The 21,517-nt window shown below is 70.9% G+C and carries 15 protein-coding genes; 5 read left to right on the top strand and 10 right to left on the bottom strand.

Annotated features, from left to right (window positions below):
* Positions 1-33: 33 nt before the first annotated feature.
* Positions 34-1,044, bottom strand: coding sequence for a DNA polymerase Y family protein (locus tag ACZ7L4_RS32710; RefSeq protein ID WP_472108276.1), 1,011 nt, complete (start codon positions 1,042-1,044; stop codon positions 34-36).
* On the bottom strand, positions 1,041-4,526 hold the full coding sequence (locus tag ACZ7L4_RS32705) for a DNA polymerase III subunit alpha (protein ID WP_472108274.1): 3,486 nt from the start codon (positions 4,524-4,526) through the stop codon (positions 1,041-1,043). The genes ACZ7L4_RS32710 and ACZ7L4_RS32705 overlap by 4 nt, the downstream gene beginning before the upstream one ends.
* 200 nt (positions 4,527-4,726) lie before the next feature.
* Between ACZ7L4_RS32705 and ACZ7L4_RS32700 the strand changes: the two genes are divergently transcribed.
* A complete protein-coding gene (locus tag ACZ7L4_RS32700) occupies positions 4,727-5,773 on the top strand; it encodes an ABC transporter permease (RefSeq protein WP_472108272.1) in 1,047 nt (348 codons plus the stop codon).
* 7 nt (positions 5,774-5,780) lie between these two features.
* On the opposite strand, the gene adhE is transcribed toward ACZ7L4_RS32700, so the two are convergent.
* The 5 genes from adhE to ACZ7L4_RS32675 form a co-directional block, all read right to left on the bottom strand.
* Complete coding sequence (adhE, locus tag ACZ7L4_RS32695) at positions 5,781-8,396, bottom strand: bifunctional acetaldehyde-CoA/alcohol dehydrogenase (protein ID WP_472108270.1); 2,616 nt, start codon at positions 8,394-8,396, stop codon at positions 5,781-5,783.
* A 168-nt stretch (positions 8,397-8,564) separates the two neighbouring features.
* A complete protein-coding gene (locus ACZ7L4_RS32690; protein WP_472108269.1) occupies positions 8,565-9,647 on the bottom strand; it encodes a S1 family peptidase in 1,083 nt (360 codons plus the stop codon).
* Between the two features lie 230 nt (positions 9,648-9,877).
* Complete coding sequence (locus ACZ7L4_RS32685) at positions 9,878-10,777, bottom strand: slipin family protein (protein ID WP_472108267.1); 900 nt, start codon at positions 10,775-10,777, stop codon at positions 9,878-9,880.
* A 162-nt stretch (positions 10,778-10,939) separates the two neighbouring features.
* Positions 10,940-11,842 carry a S1 family peptidase gene (locus tag ACZ7L4_RS32680; protein ID WP_472108266.1) on the bottom strand — a complete coding sequence of 301 codons (903 nt, stop codon included), beginning with the start codon at positions 11,840-11,842 and terminating at the stop codon, positions 10,940-10,942.
* A gap of 214 nt (positions 11,843-12,056) precedes the next feature.
* Positions 12,057-13,304 carry a DUF5685 family protein gene (locus ACZ7L4_RS32675; RefSeq protein WP_472108264.1) on the bottom strand — a complete coding sequence of 416 codons (1,248 nt, stop codon included), beginning with the start codon at positions 13,302-13,304 and terminating at the stop codon, positions 12,057-12,059.
* A 329-nt stretch (positions 13,305-13,633) separates the two neighbouring features.
* Between ACZ7L4_RS32675 and ACZ7L4_RS32670 the strand changes: the two genes are divergently transcribed.
* Positions 13,634-14,083, top strand: a complete 450-nt coding sequence (locus ACZ7L4_RS32670) for a cell division protein SepF (RefSeq protein ID WP_422406449.1) — start codon at positions 13,634-13,636, stop codon at positions 14,081-14,083.
* 30 nt (positions 14,084-14,113) lie between these two features.
* Here ACZ7L4_RS32670 and ACZ7L4_RS32665 read toward each other — a convergent pair whose 3' ends face one another.
* The gene (locus ACZ7L4_RS32665) at positions 14,114-15,745 is read right to left on the bottom strand and encodes an MFS transporter (protein WP_472108262.1); all 1,632 of its coding nucleotides are present in this window, start codon (positions 15,743-15,745) and stop codon (positions 14,114-14,116) included.
* A gap of 259 nt (positions 15,746-16,004) precedes the next feature.
* Between ACZ7L4_RS32665 and ACZ7L4_RS32660 the strand changes: the two genes are divergently transcribed.
* Positions 16,005-17,138: a hypothetical protein gene (locus ACZ7L4_RS32660; protein ID WP_472108260.1), complete on the top strand. Its 1,134-nt coding sequence runs from the start codon at positions 16,005-16,007 to the stop codon at positions 17,136-17,138.
* Between the two features lie 222 nt (positions 17,139-17,360).
* On the top strand, positions 17,361-18,350 hold the full coding sequence (locus tag ACZ7L4_RS32655; RefSeq protein WP_472108258.1) for a phosphatase PAP2 family protein: 990 nt from the start codon (positions 17,361-17,363) through the stop codon (positions 18,348-18,350).
* Positions 18,351-18,455: 105 nt separating this feature from the next.
* Here ACZ7L4_RS32655 and ACZ7L4_RS32650 read toward each other — a convergent pair whose 3' ends face one another.
* Positions 18,456-18,671 (bottom strand): I78 family peptidase inhibitor, encoded by a 216-nt coding sequence (locus ACZ7L4_RS32650; RefSeq protein ID WP_472108256.1) that lies wholly within the window; start codon positions 18,669-18,671, stop codon positions 18,456-18,458.
* Between the two features lie 335 nt (positions 18,672-19,006).
* On the opposite strand from ACZ7L4_RS32650, the gene ctaD reads away from it, so the two are divergent.
* Entirely contained in the window at positions 19,007-20,692 is a 1,686-nt protein-coding gene (gene ctaD, locus ACZ7L4_RS32645; protein ID WP_472108254.1) for an aa3-type cytochrome oxidase subunit I, read from the top strand.
* A 7-nt stretch (positions 20,693-20,699) separates the two neighbouring features.
* Here ctaD and ACZ7L4_RS32640 read toward each other — a convergent pair whose 3' ends face one another.
* The gene (locus tag ACZ7L4_RS32640; RefSeq protein WP_472108252.1) at positions 20,700-21,482 is read right to left on the bottom strand and encodes a hypothetical protein; all 783 of its coding nucleotides are present in this window, start codon (positions 21,480-21,482) and stop codon (positions 20,700-20,702) included.
* Between the last annotated feature and the right edge of the window lie 35 nt (positions 21,483-21,517).

The raw sequence follows: 21,517 nt of genomic DNA, 5'->3' as shown, positions 1-21,517 counted from the left end.
CGCCTGCTCAATCGCCGCAGGGGCTTGATTGGCTCAAGCCGCCGCAGGCCTCGCCGCGCCAGGGCCGAACTTGGTCCGGACGGAGTCCACGGCCGCCTCGATGCGGCGGTCCCGCTCGTCCGTCGGGTCGAACAGGAGCTGGCGGGAGGCCCGTTCGGCCGCGACGAGTTGCTCGGCCCGCAACGCGAAGGACCGCACCCGGGCGCGCTGCAGACCGAGCCGGTCATGGAGTTCGTACGCGAGCGAGGTCAGGGCCGGGGTGTGGGCGGACGCCTCCCGCAGGGTGCGGGTGCGCGTGGTCGTGCTGCGGTCCGCGTAGCGCACGGTGAGGGTGAGGGAGCGGGTCGTCTGCTCCTCGGCGCGCAGCCGCAGGCCGAGCCGGTCGGTGAGCGCGAGGAGCGCGGCCCGCTGCCGGTCGCGGTCCAACTCGTCCTGCGGGAAGTCGTGTTCGACGCGGATCGAGCGGGCCGGGGCCGCCGGGACCACCGGCGTCGGGTCGAGGCCGCGGGCCGCGTCGTACAGCTTGCGCCCCGCCGCGGCGCCGAGGATCCGCTGCAGGGTGCCGAGCGGCGCGGCGGCGATCCGGCCGACGCTGTCGAGGCCGTACGAGGACAGGGTGCGGGCGGTCGCGGGCCCCACGCCGTGCAGGGCGGCGGCCGGTTTGTGGGCGAGGAAGGCGGCGACCGCGTCGAGGTCGTCGGGGAGTTCGCGGACGGCCGAGGGCGGGCCGTCGACGGCGACCATGCGGGCCAGCATCGGGTTCGCGGCGACGCCGATGGTGGAGCGGAGCCCGTACAGGCCGCCGGTGCGGGCCCGGATCCGCTCGGCCAGGGCGGGCGCGTCCGTGCCGAAGTAGCGCAGGCTGCCCGTGACGTCGGCGTACGCGGCGTCCGGGGGCAGCGCCTGCACGAGGGGCGTGAACTCGGCGAGCAGGCCGAGCAGCCGGAGGTAGAGCTTCTCGTCCGCCAGGTCGTGGAAGTGGACGTACAGAATCTGCGACACCGAATCCGACACCGCCGCCTGCCCCTCGCTCTCCTTCGTCATCCCGCGCTCCCCGGACTCTGGTGCCACAACTTGCGGCTCTGCTTGACGGATTCGCCGGGTGGCTGGAGGTCCGCCCAGGGGTGCAGGTCGTAGCCCGTCTCCAGGCGGATGCTGCGTCCGCCGTCCGCCGTCCCGCCGGCGGCGGGGCGCTCCTCGGTGAGTCGCTCGGTGACGGCGGACAGGCCGCCGGTGCGGCGCAGTTCGGCGAGTTCGGCCAGGTCCCAGGCGGCGGAACCGGTGACCGAGAGCGCCTTGCCGCTGCCGCCGCCCCTGCGCTGCACCACGCCGCGCACGAGGAGCAGCCAGGAGTGGAAGACGGTGTGCGCGGCCGCGTCGTGGCTGTCCTCGAAGAACGCGCAGTCGACGAGGCCCGAGGTGTCGTCGAGCGTCGTGAAGATGACGCGCTTGCCGGAGCGGACCGGTGGCGTCTGCACGGCGCCCTTCGCGCCGGCGACGAGGACCACCTGTCCGTGCGGCAGGTCCTTGAGGCGGTGCGCGGAGGCCACGCCGAGTTCGTCGAGCAACTCCCGGTGGTCGCCCAGGAGATGGCGCGAGGTGTCCATGCCGAGCACGCCGAGCTCGGCGCCGAGCCGTTCGGCGTCGTCGAGGTCGGGGAGCTGGGCGGGGGCGACCTCGGCGGGGGCCTCGCCGGTCTCACCGAGTGCCAACTGTCCCTGTGCGCCGCCTCGTTGGGCGCGTTGCGATTCGGCGATGTGCAGCATCAGGTCGCGCCGGTTGCGCCCGAAGGCGTCGAGCGCGCCGACCTGGGCGAGTCGTTCGGCGACCGGCCGGGACGGTCGGGCGCGGGAGAGGAAGTCCTGGAGCGAGACGTAGGGGCGGCCCGCGACGATCCGCTCCGCCTCGGCGTCGCTCATGCCGCGCACATCGTCGAGCGCAAGCCGGATGCCGTGGACGAAACCGCCGATACCGCCGAAACCATCCCCACCATCAGACACCAGTTCGATTCGATAGGCCGGATCCGACGCGTTCACATCGAGCGGCAGCACCGGCACCCCCCACCGCCGCGCGTCCGCGAGCAGCAGCCGCTTCGGGTACATGCCGGGGTCGTGCGTGAGCAGCCCCGCGTAGAACGCGGCCGGATGATGCGCCTTCAGCCACGCCGACTGGTACGAGGGCACGGCGAACGCAACGGCGTGCGCCTTGCAGAACCCGTACGCGCCGAACGCCTCGATGATCTCCCAGGTCCGCGCCACGACCTCCTCCTCGTAGCCGCGCTCGCGGGCCCGCTGCTCGAACCAGACGCGCACCCGCCCGACCTGGTCCGCCTTCGAAAGCGCCCGCCGCGTGTAGTCGCCGAAGGCGAGACTGCACCCGGTCATGACGTGCAGCATCCTGATGATCTGCTCGTGGAAGACGACCACGCCGCACGTCTCCTCCAGCGCGCCCTTCAGGTCCGGGTGCGGGTACGCGGGCGCCTGCTTGCCGTGCCGCGCCTTGATGAACGGGTCGACCATGTTGGCCGCGACCGGTCCTGGCCGGAACAGCGAGATGTCCACGACCAGGTCGTGGAAGGTCTCGGGCAGCAGCCGCGCGAGCAGATCGCGCTGGCCCGGCGACTCGGTCTGGAAGCAGCCCAACGTCTGGGAGGACTTGATGAGTTGATACGTCTTCGGGTCGTCCTGCGGCACCTGCGCCGGATCGTCCAGGTCGATGCGGCGGCCGCCCACCCGCTCGATCTCGGCGACGGAGTGCGCCATCGCGGACTGCATGCGCACCCCGAGGACGTCGAGTTTGAGGAGGCCGAGGTCCTCCACGTCCTCCTTGTCGAACTGGGACATGGGGAAGCCCTCGGTGCTGGTCGGCACGACCGGGGTGCGGCGCAACAGCGACGTGTCGGAGAGCAGCACTCCGCACGGGTGCATGGCGATTCCGCGCGGCAGCGCGTCGAGCGCCTCGACCAGGTCCCACATCCGGCTGCCGCCGTGCGCCTCGGGGTCGATGCCGCGCAGCTCAGGGAGTTCCCGGAGTGCGGAGCGGGCGTCGCGGGCGCGGATGTGCGGGAAGGACTTCGCGAGCCGGTCCACCTCGGCCGGTTCCATACCGAGGGCGAGGCCCACGTCCCGTACGGCGTGCCGGACCCGGTAGGTCTCCGGCATGGACACGGTGGCCACCCGCTCGGGCCCGAAGCGGTCCAGGATCGACCGGTAGACCTCCAGGCGGCGGGCGGACTCCACGTCGATGTCGATGTCGGGCAGCTCCATGCGCTGCTCGGACAGGAAGCGCTCCATGAGGAGCCCGTGTTCGACCGGGTCTGCGGTGGCGATGCCCAGGAGGTGGTTGACGAGCGAGCCCGCGCCGGAGCCGCGCGCGGCGACCCGGATGCCCAACTCCCTTGTGTCGGAGACCACTTGGGCGACCGTGAGGAAGTACGAGGCGTAGCCGAGGCGTTCGATCAGGCCCAGCTCGTCCTCCAGACGCTCCCAGTAGCGGCGCTTTCTGTCGTAGCGGCGGGCCAGCATCGCGGCGTCGCAGCGCGAGCGAAGCACCCGGTCGGGGGTGCGGCGGGCGGCGCCGACGAGATCGGGCTCGGGGAAGTGGACGCGGCCGAGCCCCAGGTCGTCCTCGGGGTCGACGCGGCAGGACTGGGCGGTCTCCTCGGTGACGGCGAGGAGACGGCGCGCGGTGTTGACGCCGTATCCGGCGGACTCGGACACCTGCTCGGCGATGCGCGCCATGTCGGCGGCCGGCTTGAGCCAGCGTTCGCCGCTGTCGAGGGCGCCGCGCGGGTCGATCGGCACCAGTCGGCGCGCGGAGTCGAGGACGTCCGCGACCGGCCCCTGCCCGGAGTCGGCGTAGCGGACGGCGTTGCTGAGCACGGGGAGGATCCCCTGGTCGACGGCGAAGCCGAGGGCGCGGGCGGCGTGCCGCAGCGAGCCGGAGCCGGTGCCGCTCAGGCCGTGGGAGACGACCTCGATGCGCAGCGCCGCGCTGCCGTACCGCTCGCGCCAGGGCGCGAGCAGCCGGGCCGCGCGGTCCGGGCGTCCGGCGGCGAGCGTGCGGCCGACGTCGGATTCGGGGCCGAGCAGGACGACGACGTGGTCCGCCCCGAGGACGTCCCAGGGCAGCAGCGGCCTGCGGTCGCTTCCCGCGTCGCGGTGGGCTTCGGTGACGAGCCGGCACAGTTCGGCCCAGCCGGCCGCGCCGTCCCGCGCGAGGAACGTCACGCGCTGCGCCGACTCGTCGACGAAGGCGCCGCCCCGGGCCGGTGCGCGCCGCCGCTCGGTGCGCTCGGCCGCCTCGGCCGGCGCGGCCACGGCGAGGTCCGCCCCGAACAGCGGCCGGATGCCGGCCCGGCCCGCGGCCTTCGCGAAGCGGACGGCGCCGCCGAGGGTGTCCCGGTCGGTCAGGGCGAGGGCGTCGAGGCCGCGCTCGGCGGCGCGCTCGGCGAGCGCGTCCGGGTGCGAGGCCCCGTACCGGAGGGAGAACCCTGAGGCGGTGTGCAGATGCGTAAAGCTCCGCATCCGAACCACCTCGCCACTACTCCCCCCTCTGTACGACTTGCCACACCAGCCTCATCAGGACCGATGCCCTCACCGTAAACCATGTTCGAATACTTGTGCGAGTCGATACGGCCACTCGGAATCCGGCCACCCGGGAAGCCGCCCCACCCGTTCGGCCCTCCCCGACTGCATGAGCCGGGGCCGCGCCCGAGCGTTGAGGCATGAAGTTCGCCGAAGAGTTCAAGAACGCCGTCACCCCTCGAGCCGCGCTCCTCGTCATCGGTGTCCTGGCTCTCCAGCTCCTGTTCATCACCTCCTACGTGGGGGCGCTGCACAGTCCGAAGCCGAAGGACGTCCCGTTCGGCGTCGTCGCGCCGCAGCCCGCGGCGGCGAAACAGCTCGCGCAGCAGCTGGACAAGCTGCCCGGCTCCCCGCTCGACGCGCGGGTGGTCGGCGACGCGAAGACCGCGCGCGACCAGGTCCTGAACCGGGAGATCGACGGCGCCCTGGTATTCAAGGCGAAGGGCGCGCAGGACACCCTCTACGTCGCGTCCGGCGGCGGCACCGTCCTGGCGTCCGCCCTGGAAGGCCTGGCCACCACGATCGACGCCCAGCAGCAGCGCACGGTGCGGACCGTCGACGTGGCGCCGGCCTCGGCGCAGGACTTCGACGGACTCTCGGCCTTCTACCTCGTCGTCGGCTGGTGCGTCGGCGGCTATCTGTGCGCGTCGATCATGTCGATCAGCGCCGGGTCCAAGCCGGCGAGCCCGCAGCGCGCCGCCATCCGGCTCGGCTCGCTCGCGGTCTTCGCGATCGTGGGCGGCATCGGCGGCTCACTGATCATCGGCGACTCGCTCCTGGGCGCGCTGCCGGGCTCCTTCTGGGGCCTTGCCGGGCTCGGCGCCCTGGTCACCCTCGCGGTCGGCGCGATCACGCTCGCCCTGGAGGAGCTCACGGGCGTCGTCGGCATCGGCCTCGCGGTGCTCCTCATCGTCATCGCGGGCAACCCGAGCGCGGGCGGCGCCTTCCCGCTGCCGATGCTGCCGCCGTTCTGGCAGGCGATCGGCCCCTGGCTGCCACCGGGCGCGGGCACCTGGGCGGCCCGCTCCATCGCCTATTTCAAGGGCAACGACCTCACCCAGTCCCTGCTCGTCCTGTCCGCGTGGGCGGTGGTGGGCATCGTCGCGACGCTGCTGGTGTCGGGCCTGCGCGAGAAGCGGCGGGGCACGGAGCCGACTCCCGAGCCGGCCCCGGCACCCGCCGCGTGAACCTCGCTCACTCGGTCCCGTAGTACGCCTGCCGCATCAGCCGCTTCATGTCGTCGATCATCGGCATCCGCGGGTTGGCGGGCGCGCACTGGTCGGCGTAGGCGTTCATGGCCTGCTGCGGCAGGGCCTCCAGGAAGGCCGCCTCGTCGACGCCCTCCGCCCGGAAGGACGCCGGGATCCCGCACCGCTCGCGCAGCTCCTCGACCGCCCTCGCGTAGGACTCCACGCCCTCCTCGGGGGTGGCGGCGGGCAGGCCGAGCATCCTGGCGATGTCCTGGATCCGCTCGGGCGCCCGGTACGTCTCCGCCTTCGGCCACGGCGTCGCCTTGTACGAGACGGTGCCGTTGTGCCGGACGACGTGCGGCAGGAGCAGCGCGTTGGTGCGGCCGTGCGCGACGTGGAAGGTGTTGCCGAGGGTGTGCGCCATCGCGTGGACGAGGCCGAGGAAGGCGTTGGCGAAGGCCATGCCCGCGATGGTGGAGGCGTTGTGCATCCTCTCGCGCGCCTCGGGGGCCCTGGCGCCGTCCTTCACGCAGGCCTCCAGGTTCTCGAAGATGAGCTTGATGGCCTGGAGGCACTGGCCGTCGGTGAAGTCGTTCGCGTACACGGAGACGTACGCCTCGGTGGCGTGGGTCAGCGCGTCGAAGCCGGAGTCGGCGGTGACGGTCGGCGGCAGGTTCATCGGCAGCGCCGGGTCGACGATCGCCACGTTCGGGGTGAGCGCGTAGTCGGCGAGGGGGTACTTCTGGGCGGCGGCCGGGTCGGAGATGACGGCGAAGGGGGTGACCTCGGAGCCGGTCCCCGAGGTGGTCGGTATCGCGACGAGCTTCGCCTTCTCCCCCAGCTGCGGGAACGTGTAGGCCCGCTTGCGGATGTCGAAGAACTTCTCCTTGGTGTCCGCGAACTCGATCTCCGGGTGCTCGTACATCAGCCACATGATCTTCGCGGCGTCCATCGGCGAGCCACCGCCGAGCGCGACGATCGTGTCCGGCCGGAACTCCCGCATGGCGGCGGCGCCCGCCCGCACGGTGGCCAGCTCAGGGTTCGGCTCGACGTTGTCGATGACCTGCAACGTCACCGCGGTGGCCCGGGAGTTGAGGATGTCGGTGATCCTCTGCACGAACCCGATGTCGCCCATCGTCCGGTCCGTGACGACGGTGACCCGGTGCACGTCGTCCATCTCGGCGAGGTACTTGACCGCGCCCCGCTCGAAGTAGATCTTCGGCGGGATCTTGTACCACTGCATGTTGGTGTTGCGCCGCCCGATCCGCTTGATGTTGACGAGGTTGACCGCGGAGACGTTGTTGGAGACCGAGTTGTGGCCGTACGAGCCGCAGCCGAGGGTCAGCGACGGGACGAAGGCGTTGTAGACGTCGCCGATGCCGCCGAAGGTGGAGGGCGAGTTGACGATGACGCGGACCGCCTTGACGCGGCGGCCGAACTCCTCGGCCAGTTCCGGGGATTCGGTGTGAACGGCGGCGGAGTGACCGAGGCCGTTGAACTCGACCATCCGCGCGGCGAGTTCGATCCCGTGCCCGGTGTCGTCCGCCTTGAGGGCGGCGAGGACCGGGGAGAGCTTCTCGCGGGTGAGCGGCTCGCCGGGGCCGACCTCCGCGCACTCGGCGACGAGGACCGAGGTGTCCTCGGGGACCTCGAAACCGGCCTGCTCGGCGATCCAGGTCGCGGGCTTTCCGACGACGGACGCGTTGAGCCTGGCGCCCGCGCAGTCGCTGCCGTGGGCGGTGGTGCCGAAGACGAACTCCTCCAGCTTGGCCTTCTCGGCGGCCGTCACCACGTGCGCCTTGAGCCGCCGCAGCTCGGCGATGCCGTCCTCGTAGATCTCCGCGTCGAGGATCACGGCCTGCTCGGAGGCGCAGATCATGCCGTTGTCGAAGGCCTTGGAGAGCACGATGTCGTGGATGGCGCGCTGGAGCTTGGCGTCCTTCGCGACGTACGCGGGCACGTTGCCCGCACCGACGCCGAGGGCGGGCTTTCCGCACGAGTAGGCGGCCTTGACCATGGCGTTTCCGCCGGTGGCGAGGATGGTGGAGACGCCCTCGTGGTTCATGAGGAAGCCGGTGGCCTCCATGGAGGGCTGCTCGATCCACTGCACGCAGTGCGCGGGGGCGCCGGCCTCGATCGCCGCTTCGCGCACGATGCGCGCGGCCTCGGCGGAGCACTTCTGGGCGCTGGGGTGGAAGGCGAAGACGATCGGGTTGCGGGTCTTCAGGGCGATCAGCGCCTTGAAGATCGTGGTGGAGGTGGGGTTGGTGACGGGGGTCATCGCGCAGATGACGCCGACCGGTTCGGCGATCTCGGTGATGCCGCTGATCTCGTCGCGGGAGATCACACCGGCCGTCCTCAGGCCGCGCAGCGAGTTCACGACGTGCTCGCAGGCGAAGAGGTTCTTGACCGCCTTGTCCTCGAACAGGCCGCGGCCCGTCTCCTCGACGGCGGCCTTCGCCAGGTCGCCGTGGTGGGCGAGCGCCGCGAGCGACGCCTTCTTGACGATGTGGTCGACCTGTTCCTGGTCGTACGTCAGATACGCCGCGAGCGCTTCGCGCGCTCCAGCGACCAGTTCGTCGACCGTCCCCTCGACACCCTCGGCACCCTCGACATCCACGGCAGGCTCCCTTTTCGTGCCTTTTCGCTGATGCCTCAATTCCACACCTTTACGTTCCACTGAGGTGTCGGAGAACGTCCTCGGCCCGGGGGACCAAGGTCCCACGCCTCCAAAGGCGAAGGCCCCGCCCCCGGTCTCCCGGGGGCGGGGCCCTAAGGCGTCGGCCGGTCAGCCGATTTCCGTGCCCGTGGCGGAGAGCGCCTCCGTCACCGGCTGGAAGAACGTCTCGCCGCCCGACGTGCAGTCGCCGCTGCCGCCGGAGGTGAGGCCGATCGCCGAGTCGCCCGAGAAGAGCGAGCCGCCGCTGTCACCGGGCTCGGCGCAGACGTCGGTCTGGATGAGGCCGTTGACGATGTCGCCGTTGCCGTAGTTCACGGTGGCGTCGAGGCCCTTGACCGTGCCGTCGTGCACCTGCGTGGTGGAGCCGGAGCGGGTCACCTTCATGCCCACGGTCGCTTCCGCGGCCTTGGTGATCTGCTGCGCGGAACCGTTGTAGAGGTTGACCTCGCTGGGGTGGTCGACGCCGGACGCGTACTTCACGAGCCCGAAGTCGTTGTCCGGGAACTGGGAGTCGGCGTTCGTGCCGATCTCCTGGCCGCTGGAGTCGGTCCACGTGGAGATCGACTCGGTGCAGTGGCCCGCCGTGAGGAAGAACGGCTCGCCGCCCTTGGTCACGTTGAAGCCGAGGGAACAGCGGCCGCCGCCCCCGGTGATGGCGTCGCCGCCCGCGACGAACGGCTTGAACTCGCCCTGACTGCGCTTGAGTTCGGCCTTGCCGCCGAGCTTCTCGACGACGCCGGTGAGCTGGTTCCAGTCGGCGCCCTTGACCGTGCGGTCGGCGGTGACGACGACCTTGTTGGTGGCGGGGTCGACGGCCCAGGAGGTGCCCGGGATGGTCGCGTCCTGCTTCAGGGTCGTCCGCGCGCCCTTCAGCTCGGCGAGCGAGTTCTGGACGACTCTGGCCTTCGCGCCGGCGGCCTGCGCCGTCTGCGCGGCCTCGTCGTTCAGGACGTTGACGACGAGCTGCTTGGTCTTGGCGTCGTAGTAGCTGCCCGCCGACTCCGCGCCCAGGTCCTTGGTCAGGCTCGAGGCGAGAGTTCCGGCCTTGGCGATCGAGAGCGTCCGGGGCGCCAGGTCGGGAGCGTCGGTGCTGGCGTTCGCGGTCTGGAAGGTGATGCCCGCGGCGGCCAGCGCGAAGATTCCCGCTCCGACCACGGCGGCACGCCGCTTGGGTATGCGTCGGTGCTTCAACTCACGTCCTCCTGTGGGGGGTTGGGATACCGGTTCGAGTGGGGCCGGACCGGATCCGTGAGGCTGACTTGGCCACTATCCCGACCGTCACAGGGAACACACAAGGTCGACTTCCGGACGCGCGTTCGCAAACCGTCGTACGCCCCTCACTCCCTGAATGCGCCCCCGCGCCGCACGTCGATCCCCACTGCAAACACGCCGGGCTCCCGCGGGTGGGCGGAGGGTGAGGTCTAGTCCTGTCCTGAATTCGCCCCCGCCTGCTCGCCGTTCACGCCGGGCTCGGGGGCCTGCGCACGCCCCTCGGTCAGCCCCGGCAGCGCCCCTTCGGCGAGTTGGGTGACGGCGGTCCGCGCCACGTGTTCCGCGTCTCCGGGCGTGGCCCGCTCCAGGAAGCGCAGCAGCTCGACCGGGAACGGCAGCACCAGCGTCGAGTTCTTCTCGGCCGCGACCGCCACCACGGTCTGCAGGAGCCGGAGTTGGAGGGCGGCGGGCTGGTCGGACATCACGCCGGCCGCCTCGGCGAGCTTCTTGGACGCCTGCAACTCGGCGTCGGCGTTGATGACACGCGCGCGGCGCTCACGATCGGCCTCGGCCTGCCGGGCCATCGACCGCTTCATGGTCTCCGGCAGCGACACGTCCTTGATCTCGACCCGGTCGATCTGGACGCCCCAGCCCACGGCCGGGCTGTCGATCATCAGCTCCAGGCCCTGGTTGAGCTTCTCGCGGTTCGACAGCAGATCGTCGAGGTCGCTCTTGCCGATGATGGAACGCAGTGAGGTCTGCGCCATCTGCGAGACCGCGAAGCGGTAGTCCTCGACCTGCACCACGGCCTCGGCCGCGTCGACGACCTTGAAGTAGATGACGGCGTCCACCCGCACCGTGACGTTGTCCCGCGTGATGCCGTCCTGCGCGGGCACCGGCATCGTGACGATCTGCAGATTGACCTTACGGAGCCGGTCCACGAACGGCACGATCATCGTGAACCCCGGGCCGCGCACGGACTTGGTGAGCCGGCCGAGCCGGAACACCACCCCGCGCTCGTACTGCTTGACGACCCGCGCCGCCGCCATCACGTACACGGCTCCGGCACATGCGACGGTCACTCCCGCCGTCACCAGTTCCTCGACCATCTCACGGCCCCCCAGGGTCCGAAGTGGGCGCAAAAGGCGTGTACTTCGAAGGTAATCCCGTAAGGGACACAGAGGGAGAGCCCCCGCCCGACCGAAATGGCCGGACGAGGGCTCCCGCTGCTGGCTGCGACTGCGGAACGTACGACGGGTGGTGCGGTCGGATCAGTAGACGCTCACGCCGTACGCGCTGAGCGCCTCGGTCACCGGCTGGAAGAACGTGGTGCCGCCGGATGAGCAGTTGCCGCTGCCGCCGGAGGTGAGGCCGTAGGCGGTGGAGCCGCCGTACAGCGGGCCGCCGGAGTCGCCGGGCTCGGCGCAGACCGTGGTCTGGATGAGGCCGGAGACGATGTCGCCGCCGCCGTAGTTCACGGTGGCATTGAGGGCGGTGACCCGGCCGCTGTGGATGCCGGTGGTGGAGCCCCGCCGGGTGACGGTGGTGCCCACGGACGGGGTGGCGGCGCGCGTGATGTCCACGCTGCCGACAGTGCCGGGGTGGGTCACGCCGCTCGCGTACTTGACGATGCCGTAGTCGTTGCCGGGGAAGCTGGACCCGGTGGTGGAACCCGCGGTCGAGGTGTGCGCGGAGTTGGACCACCAGGTCCCCGCGCCGTCGGTGCAGTGACCGGCGGTCAGGAAGTAGTAGGTCCCGGCGCTGTTGCGGACGTTGAAGCCGAGGGAGCAGCGCCAGCTGCTCGCGTAGATGGCGTCGCCGCCGGATATCAGCTTCTTGAAGGTGCCCGCCGTGCGCTCGACCTTGAGGGCGCCCGCGGTGTCGCCGGCCGCCTTCTTGATCTTGTTGATCTCGGCCTGCGAGACCGTGCTGTCGACGGTGACGACGACCTGTTTGGTCTTGGAGTCGACGGCCCAGGCGGTACCGGCGACATCCGCGGAGCGGACGGCGTCACGGGTCTGGGTGAGTTCGGCGGCGCTGAACGTCTGCGAGGCGTCGGACGCGTTGGCGGAGGGAATCGCGAATGCTGCCACGGCGAGCAGACCGGAACCGACGGCGATCAGCCGGGTCGATCTGGTTCTGCCGCTGCGGGGGGTGCTGCGCTTGATCCTCACTGCTCGTTCCTCCCGTAGGGAAGTCGGGGGCCCTCGTGGGGTGGGGCCCGTGAGGCGCAGTCAGGAGACGGGCGGTTGTCCGGATTCCGGACCCGCCGTGCCCCTGACAATCGCTGACGGGAGTATTCGCCGGTCCGGCCGCCGCGCACAAGAGTGCCTTTCGGACTTCCGCCACTTCTCCGCAATCGCCCCCGCTCTGTGCGCGGCCGGTGCCTCAGGCTCCGCAGTCACAGCACGAGCAGCAGTCACAGCAATCGCAGCAGTCCGGCCCGTCGCAGTTGCGGCAGCAGCCCTCGCGCTTCTTCCGGGACCAGGCCCCCTCGTACTCCTCGGCGCAGCACACCTTGCACGTGCAGCACAGCCCGATCGCGACGGCGCACCCGGCGAGCAGTCCCCGCTTCCCCGGCTTCGGCGACTTCCCGAACGGATCGCCCCCGGGGCCGCCGGGACCGCCCGGCCCGCCGGAGCCACCGCCGCCGTACGGATTGCCGCCGCCGTACGGATGCTGGGGCCCGTACGGCCCCGAGCCCCCGGAGCCGTACGGCACGTCGTCGCCGTGCTGCGGCGTCGACGCAGAGCCCGCGTGCGCGTGGGCAGTGGCGCAGGCCCCCGTTCCGAACGCCCGGTCCACCGAGCGCCCCAGCTCGTGCGCGAGGAGCAGGTGCGCCAGCTTGTCGTCCGCGAAGTCGACGTCGCGCAGGGCGAGCCGGACGCCGTGCAGCGCGTCGTCGGCGAGGCGCCGCGCCTCGACGAGCGAAGTGCCGGTGGCGGTGAGGGGGTTCCAGGCACCCGACGCGGCATCGGCCTCCCGGTCCTCGACGGCGTCCAGCAGATGCGCGAGCCGCCCGAACAACCGGCCCGCCTCGGCCAGCGGCTCGGCGTTCGCGGGGCGCCCGGCGAGCGTCGCGGTGTGCGCGAAGGCGGCGGCGGTCGCCGTCTCGGTCGGCTCGGTCACGGCGAGCACGCCGGTGCCGGGCCCGGCGAGCGCCTCGACCCCGGCCTGCCGCTCGACGGCGTCGACCAGGACCGCCGTGTCGAACCCGACGTCGGATCCGGTACGGGCCCCGGCCCTCGTCCAGCCCGCGGCGACCTTCCGCGCGGCGACGGCCACCGGCCTGCGCGCGAAAAGACCGTCCCGGTCGTCGACGTGGTCGCGCACCTTCGCCGAGGCGAGAACGAGCGAGACGGCGGCGGCGAGCCGTGCCCCCTCGCCCTGCGCGACGGAGGCGCCCCGCATGCCCCGCAGCGGGCAGGGCCCGGCCTGCCGCCGCCGGTCACCGGAGCGCTCGCTCTGAGCCTCCGTCAGAACCGATATCAGCAGCCCGTCGTAATTGGTGACGACGCGGGCGAACTGCCCGTGGTCACCGCGCAGCGCCAGACACAGCCCGCAGAGGTGCGCCATCCACTGGGTCCTGAGGCTCTCCCCGAGCCGATGAGAGCAGGGCCGAACCATGCCGAACAAGAAGACTCCCCCGTAGGCCGAATGACGGCCCGTCAACTCGGCCACGGGCCCCCGGCATCGTATCGAGCCCTTGCGCGACCTTCCCGTTCACCCGTACGCACCGAAGGTCACCCATACGCCGTGAAGAATCATATTTCACTCACCATCAGCAGCCGTATCCCGTACAACCCTTGGGAACTGGGGGACAACGTCACGCAGACTGTGCACCAGTACCGTCACGAAACCCCCGCGCGGCGACTATCCCCTTGGCGTCGCATCTGCATCATGGACGAACATTGGGGATGCACGACATGCGGAACGCAGAGGAACCGCTGTGAGAGGAGGCGTCCATGGGATCGGTGCGCAAGGCGAGTGCCTGGCTTGGCCTCGTCGACGACAACGATGAAGAGCGTTACTACGACGACGACTACGACGAGGGGCCCGAGCCCGCCGCCGCCGGCGACGCAGCCTGGGTCACGGACCCGCGCGTGAAGGTCGCCTCCGAGGAGGCCCAGGAGAAGGGCCGCCGGATCGGCACGGTGACCCCCGACACCTTCCGGGACGCACGGCGCATCGGGGAGATGTTCCGGGACGGGGTCCCGGTCATCATGAACCTCACGTCGATGGAGCCGGCCGACGCCAAGCGCGTGGTGGACTTCGCGGCGGGCCTGATCTTCGGGCTCCGGGGTTCCATCGACCGGGTCGCCACGCGGGTGTTCCTGCTGAGCCCCGCGGACACGCAGATCGTCTCGGGCCGTGACACCAAGGCCCCGACGGACGGTTTCTTCAACCAGAGCTGAGCGGTTCGGGGGCCTCCCCCGAACCGCGCGTCACGCGGCCGAGGACGCCGAGGACTCAGCCTGTGACGAGGCCCGCCGCGGCGCCGCCACGTCCGCGTCGTCCGCCGCGGGAGCCTCGCACTCCATCCGCCTGGGCAGCCGCAGCGCGGCGAGCGCCCCGAGGAACAGCAGCACCGCGCTGACCACCAGCGTGACGTGCAGACCGTGCACGAACGCCGCGCGCGCGGCCTCCCGCAGCGCGTCCCCCGCCGCGCCCCCGAGCCGCGCGGCGATCTGGTACGCCTCCCCCAGTGAGTGCCCCGCGGCGGTCGACGTGCCGTCGGAGACCCCCGGCACATTGCCGAGCCCGGGCGCGTACGCCGCGTTCATCACCGAGCCGAGCAGCGCGATGCCCATGCCCGCGCCCAGCTGGTACGAGGTCTCACCGATCGCGGCCGCGCCGCCGGCGTCGTCCGCCGGCGCCTCCGTGAGCATCGACTCGTAGGCCCCGAACAGCGTGGTCTGGAAGCCGAAGCCGAGCAGCACGAACCCGAAGCCGAGCAGCCACGGCTTGTCCTGCTCGCCCATCGCGCAGAGCATCAGCACGGCGCAGGCGGTCAGCGCGAAGCCGGACGACACCATGGCGCGCGGCCCGAAGCGGCGCAGATTCGCGGAGCCGATGATGCCCGCGGTCATCGCGGCGAAGGTCAGCGGCAGCATCCGCAGGCCGGTCTCGAGCGGGCTCAGACCGAGCACCAGCTGGAGGTACTGGACCGCGATCAGTTCGAGGCCGACGAGGGCGAGCATCGCGATGACGATGCAGCCGACGGAGGTGGAGAACGCGACCCGCGAGAACAGCTTCATGTCGATGAGCGGGTGCTCGCGGCGGCGCTGGCGGCGCACGAAGAGGAAGAGCAGCACGACACCGACGAGGAACGGCAGCACGGCCTCGGCGTCGAGCAGATCGCGCTTGGTGCCGAGTTCCTTGATGCCGTAGACGACGCCGAGCACGCCGAGCGCGGCGAGCAGCGCGCCGAACAGGTCCCACGGGCCGTCGCTGCGGCCCTTGGACTCGGGCACGAGGACCCGGCACAGCGGCAGCATGATCAGCATCAGCGGGATGTTGATGAGGAAGACGGAGCCCCACCAGAAGTGCTCGACGAGGAAGCCGCCGAGCACGGGCCCGGTGGCCGCGCCGACCGCGGCGACCGCGGTCCACACGCCGATCGCGACGGCCCGCTCGTGCCGGTCGGGGAAGACGTCGCGCAGGATCGAGAGCGTCGCGGGCATGATCATCGCGCCGCCGATGCCGAGGATCGCGCGGGCCACGATGAGCACCTGCGCGGTGTCCGAGAACACGGCGAGCGCGGAGGCCGCGCCGAACAGGGCGTAGCCGAGCAGCAGGATCTTCCGGCGGCCGACCCTGTCGCCGAGCGTGCCGAACAGGATCAGCAGCGAGGCGCACACGAGCGGATACGCGTCGCCGATCCACAGGAGCTCGACGGAGGTCGGCTTGAGGTCCTCGGTGACCGCGGGCAGCGCCACGTAGAGGATGGTCGAGTCGAGGGCGACCAGAAGGAGACTTGTGCACAGGACGACGAGGACGACCCAGCGATGAGGGCGGGCGCCAAGTGCGGCCAGGCGTCCGAGGGGACGCCCGGAGGCCGTGTTCGTCCCGGACATGTACGTACCTCCCAGTGGTCCTCGCGTTCGGCGGTTCCCAGGACGGGGGATGCCATAGGCGTTGTCTGGGTTCCGGCTCGGGAGGAGCGGTCTCCCGGCCCCGCGGCGACAAGGCGAGTAAGCCGTCAGCGTACGCGAGTTCTCGCCAATGACACGTGGCGGACCTCTCAAGGCGGCCGCAGGTGGGTGTGGCGTGCACCACTCCCGGGACGGGGACCTGCTGGTGGGGCGGGTGGGACGGACGCCGATAATCGGGGCCGTGACGGACGTGGACCAGCGACATAGACCTTCCCTGCGGTACGCCGCGCCCGCCCTGCTCGGATACGCCGCCGTGCGGGCGCTCGGCCTGCTCGTGCTCGCGGTGTGGAGCGCGGCGAACGGCAAGAGCGCGCACACGCTGCTCACGGCCCGCTGGGACTCGCTCTGGTACACGCGGGTCGCCGAGCACGGCTACGGCTGGTCGGTGACGCTGCCCGACGGCACCGTGCACTCGAATCTCGCGTTCTTTCCGCTGCTTCCGTGGCTCGAACGTTTCGGCTCGGCGGTCAGCCCCTTGTCGTACGCGGACGCGGGTCTCGTGGTGAGCCTGCTGGCCTCGCTGGCGGCGGCGTGGGGGATCTTCGCCGTCGGGGATCTGCTGCACGGGCGGACCGCGGGCATCTGCCTGGCCGTGCTGTGGGGTGCGCTGCCCATCGGGATCGTGGCGTCGATGGCGTACAGCGAGGCGCTGTTCACGGCGCTCGCGGCGTGGGGCCTGTACGCGGTGCTGCGCCGGCACTGGGTGCTCGCGGGGCTGCTCGCCGCGCTCGCCGGTCTGACCCGGCCGATCGGGGCGGCGGTCGTGGCCGCGGTGTGGGTGGCCGCCACCCTGTGGGTCGTACGAGAACGGCGGGCGTCGTCGCGGCTCGTCCTCGGGGTGCTGCTCGCGCCGCTGGGTGCGGCGGCGTACGTGCTGTGGGTCGGGCATCGGACCGGCGGCGGGCTCTTCGGCTATCTCGACGTGCAGGCGCAGTGGGGCAACGGCTTCGACGGGGGCGCGGCCTTCGCCGGATTCGTCGCCGACCGGTTCACGTCGCCGCTGGGCGCGCTGGCCGGGATCGGTCTGATCGTCGGGGTCGCGCTGGTGATCTGGCTGTATGTCGCCGGTGTGCGGCAGCACCAGCCGGCGCCGGTGCTCGTCTGCACGGGCATCGTCGTCGTGCTCGCGCTGTGCGCGTCGGGGTACTTCGGCTCGAAGCCGCGGCTGCTGCTGCCCGCGTTCCCGCTGCTGCTGCCGCTCGCGACGGCGCTCGCCGGATGGCGTACGAGCAGGTCGGCGTGGGTGCTCGGCGGTCTCGCAGCGTTGTCGGCGGCCTACGGAGCGTTCTGGCTGAACGGTTCGGGTCCGCCATGAGCGGTGAGTGAACGGCCAATTCCGCACGGGTATCAGGTGAACGCATTCATAAGCGTCATATAATGAGCCGCGGAAACGATCTTTGAATTCGGGAATGCTTCCTTCCGGGTCGCCGAAATCATGGGAATATTCGGCCACCTGAGATCAATCCCACATCACATCGTCATCACAAAGCCCCTGATTCGCGGCGGTCCACCTCTCGGTCGCTGTAGCGTCGATTGGGTGCGTACCGAACGAAACCTGACCCGCCGTGTGGAGCGGGTCTTCGCCAGGCTCGATCGCGAGCCCGAACGACCGACCCATGTGGACATGCCCCACATGAGCCGGCACCGGGTCGTGCTCTTCGGGCTGACCCTGTCCTTCTACCTCACGATCGTGGTGGCGGTGCTCACCACGTCATGGCTGGTGGCGGTGGACTGGCAGGTCATGTTCTTCCGGCCGTACCAGCAGTGGCCGGACATCCACGCCTTCCTCGACTACTGGGTCGTCCTCGGCCAGCGCGGCCCGACGGCGGTCATGGTGACGGCATGGCTGGGCTGGCGCTCGTGGCGGCAGCACACGCTGCGGCCGCTGCTGATGTTCGGTACGGCGCTGCTGCTGCTCAACGTGACGGTGGGCGCCGCCAAGTACGGCATGGGCCGCGCCGGTCCGCACTACGCCACGACCATCGGGTCGAGCGAGATGTGGCAGGGCGGCGACATATTTCCCTCGGGCCACACCGCGAACGCGGTGGTGACCTGGGGCATCCTCGCCTACCTCGCCTCCACCCCGCGGGCCAGGCGCTGGCTGTCCGCGGTCTCCGCGGTGATCTCCCTGAGCGTCGGTCTGACCACGGTCTACCTCGGTACGCACTGGCTGAGCGACGTGCTGCTCGGCTGGGCCGCGGGCCTGCTCATCCTGCTCGCGCTGCCCTGGTTCGAGCCGCTGGTGGCCCGCGCCGAGGCGTGGATCTTCGCGGTGCGCGACCGTTTGCGCGGCCGCCGCTCCGGCGCCCGGCTGCCACAGCCGGAGTCCGAGCCCGTGCCGGTGCCCGCGATGACCACGACCCGCACGCGCGAGTCCGCCGGCACCACCAGATCGAGCCGCCAGCTGCTCCCCCAGGGGCCGCACACCCCGCGCGGCGAGCGCACGCCGATCACCCCGGCGGGCAGCCGCCGGCCGACCACGGAGAGACTCACGCGCGGGACACCCTCGACGAGAACGGTGTCCTAGCGCGCCCACAGACGGCGGGGCACCGGTACGCACAGCCAAGCCCCGCACCGCGAAGGCCCCCGAACCTCCTGCAGGTTCGGGGGCCTTCGCACGTCGCAGGGGCCTTCAGCCCTTCCAGCAGCGCGTCACTCTTCCGTCCGTGACCTCGAAGTTCAGCCGGCCGGTCAGGTACTCCATGGTGATGATCGCGCCGGGCGGCAACTGCCGCACGGCGGTCCAGCCGCGGCCACGGGCCTGCGACTCGGCGGCCTCTGCTTCGAGGCCGAGATACGCGTCCGGATTGTCCTGCGGCTCGGTCGGCGGGGTGGGAATGGGTGCCATGCCGCCACCGTAGGCCGCGCGTCACACTTTTGTCACAAGATCACGACAGTTGGCTATTAGGAGTTCCTCACACGTTCGAGGGTTTCCTGCGTCTTACTCGCTTCTTACTTTTGCTTTCTCTGCGCGGCGCGGGGGAATTGCGGCGGCCCGCGCACAATTCCCCCGCGCATTTCGAATCCGACGGCGGCGCGGGCGAGTTGAGCCCGGCCGGGAATTGTCTGTCCATGCCAGAAACAGGGGTACGCCCTCTGTCGCGGCGGGTACCCGCGCGAGCATCATGGCCTTCAGTCCGCAGCAGGCCCGAGGCGCGCAGCAGAGCAGCGAGGGGGCAAGCGATGGGAACGACCGGGGTGCAGGCCGGGCCTGCGACGGTGGGGGCGCCGCGCGAGCGACGTCCGGGCCGGATCGTCGTGGACTGGCTGACCACGACCGACCACAAGAAGATCGGCCACCTCTACCTGATCACGTCGTTCGGCTTCTTCCTGATCGGCGGGGTGATGGCCCTGCTGATGCGGGCCGAACTGGCGCGCCCCGGCCTGCAGGCGCTCTCCAACGAGGAGTACAACCAGCTCTTCACGATGCACGGCACGATCATGCTGCTGCTGTTCGCGACGCCGACCTTCGCCGGCTTCGCGAACGAGATCATGCCGCTGCAGATCGGCTCGCCGGACGTCGCGTTCCCGCGGCTGAACATGTTCTCGTACTGGCTGTTCCTCTTCGGCGGCCTGATCGTGCTCGGCTCGCTGATCGTGCCGGGCGGGGCCGCGGACTTCGGCTGGTTCGCGTACGCGCCGCTGAACAGCCTGACCCGCTCGCCCGGCGTCGGCGCCGATCTGTGGATCATGGGGCTCGCGCTCGCCGGGTTCGGCACGATCCTCGGCTCGGTGAACTTCCTGACCACGATCATCGGGATGCGGGCGCCCGGCATGACGATGTTCCGGATGCCGATCTTCACGTGGAACACGCTGTTCACGTCGATCCTGGTGCTGCTCGCGTTCCCGGTGCTCGCCGCCGCGCTGCTCTGCCTGGAGGCGGACCGGAGGTTCGGGTCCGTGGTGTTCGAGGCCCAGTACGGGGGTGCGCTGCTGTGGCAGCACCTCTTCTGGTTCTTCGGGCATCCGGAGGTCTACATCATCGCGCTGCCCTTCTTCGGGATCATCAGCGAGATCCTGCCGGTCTTCAGCCGCAAGCCGATCTGGGGCTACACGATGCTGGTCGGCGCGACGATGGCGATCACGGGCCTGTCGGTGGTCGTGTGGGCGCACCACATGTTCGCGACGGGCGGGGTGCTGCTGCCCTTCTTCTCGTTCATGTCGTTCCTGATCGCGGTGCCGACCGGCGTGAAGTTCTTCAACTGGACCGGGACGATGCTGAAGGGCTCGCTGTCCTTCGAGACGCCGATGCTGTGGTCGGTCGGCTTCCTGACCACGTTCCTCTTCGGCGGCCTGACCGGCGTCATCCTCGCCTCGCCACCGATGGACTTCCACGTCACCGACTCGTACTTCGTGGTGGCGCACTTCCACTACGTGGTGTTCGGCACGGTCGTCTTCGCGACCTTCGCCGGCTTCTACTTCTGGTGGCCGAAGCTGACGGGGAAGCTGCTCGACGAGCGGCTCGGCAAGATCCACTTCTGGACGCTGTTCGTCGGCTTCCACACGACGTTCCTGGTCCAGCACTGGCTGGGCGCGGAGGGCATGCCGCGCCGTTACGCGGACTATCTGGCGGCGGACGGCTTCACGGCGCTCAACACCGTCTCGTCGATCGGCGCGTTCCTGCTGGGCCTGTCGACGCTGCCGTTCCTCTACAACGTCTGGCGGACGACGAAGTACGGGGTGAAGGTCGAGGTCGACGACCCCTGGGGCTACGGGCGCTCGCTGGAGTGGGCGACGGCCTGTCCGCCGCCGCGCCACAACTTCGTCACGCTGCCGAGGATCCGCTCGGAGTCCCCCGCGTTCGACCTGCACCACCCGGAGTTCGCGGCCTTCGAGGACCGGCCCCTGGAGTCCGGGAAGAAGGGCTAGCCAGGGCTCAGTCCTGGGCCGGGCCGACCTGTACGGAGAGGTCGTTGGCCCCCGTGTAGTAGGCCTCCGCGGTCAGTTCGCCGCGGCCCGCGACGGTCACCCGCGCGGGCGGGTACGTGAAGATCGGCTTCTTGTCGGCGATGTCGTCGAGCAGCCGGGCGAGCCGCACCCGCGGGCCGTCGTCCCCCGCGGGCCGCAGCCACAGGTCCCAACGGCCCTCGCGCAGCTCGTCGTAGCCGATGCGGAGCGTGAACCGGTCTCCCTCCCAGCCCAGTTCGCCGCGCAGCACGGGGCCGCGCTCGGCGCGAGAGCGGATCTCCGCATACGCCTTCGCCGTGAACTCGGTGCCGTAGATCCGCCCGTGCACGGTCAACTCGCCGTCCTCGATGAGCAGTTCACCGGCCTCGGCGTGCGGCGCCCGCAGCCAGCTGCGCACGGAGAGGTTGCCGTGCTTGGTGGCGTACGGGATGCGCACGGCGACGTAGCCGCGCGAGCCGCTCGGGGCCCGGTCCACCAGGGAGCGCAGATCGTTGACGCCCGGCATGAGTCGCACCGGCTCGTCCCCTGCGACCTGCGCGTACGCGTCCCAGCGGCCCTCCGCGAGGGAGACGCTTATCGGCAGCGACGCGCGCAGCCGCCCCTCGCCGGTCGGCGTGAGCGGCAGCCGCACCGTGTGCCCCGCGGCCCGGTCGACGAGCACCAGGTGGGCCGGGTCGGGCGACCCGTGGTCGGTGACGTCGAAGGTGAGCCCGCCGGCGGAGTCGGCGATGCAGTCGGCTCGGGGCGGCATGCGGACGCTCCTGTCGCTGTCTTCGGGGCACGGCG

The organism is Streptomyces sp. NPDC107575 (assembly GCF_055657265.1).
This window is presented reverse-complemented; position numbering and strand designations above follow the sequence as displayed.

Coding starts and splice junctions, on each gene's coding strand:
- ACZ7L4_RS32640 (WP_472108252.1), bottom strand. CDS start 21,482: ATGCCGCCCCGAGCCGACTGCATCGCCGACTCCGCCGGCGGGCTCACC.
- ACZ7L4_RS32705 (WP_472108274.1), bottom strand. CDS start 4,526: ATGCGGAGCTTTACGCATCTGCACACCGCCTCAGGGTTCTCCCTCCGG.
- ACZ7L4_RS32710 (WP_472108276.1), bottom strand. CDS start 1,044: ATGACGAAGGAGAGCGAGGGGCAGGCGGCGGTGTCGGATTCGGTGTCG.
- ACZ7L4_RS32700 (WP_472108272.1), top strand. CDS start 4,727: ATGAAGTTCGCCGAAGAGTTCAAGAACGCCGTCACCCCTCGAGCCGCG.
- ACZ7L4_RS32670 (WP_422406449.1), top strand. CDS start 13,634: ATGGGATCGGTGCGCAAGGCGAGTGCCTGGCTTGGCCTCGTCGACGAC.
- ACZ7L4_RS32665 (WP_472108262.1), bottom strand. CDS start 15,745: ATGTCCGGGACGAACACGGCCTCCGGGCGTCCCCTCGGACGCCTGGCC.
- ACZ7L4_RS32650 (WP_472108256.1), bottom strand. CDS start 18,671: ATGGCACCCATTCCCACCCCGCCGACCGAGCCGCAGGACAATCCGGAC.
- ctaD (WP_472108254.1), top strand. CDS start 19,007: ATGGGAACGACCGGGGTGCAGGCCGGGCCTGCGACGGTGGGGGCGCCG.
- ACZ7L4_RS32685 (WP_472108267.1), bottom strand. CDS start 10,777: ATGGTCGAGGAACTGGTGACGGCGGGAGTGACCGTCGCATGTGCCGGA.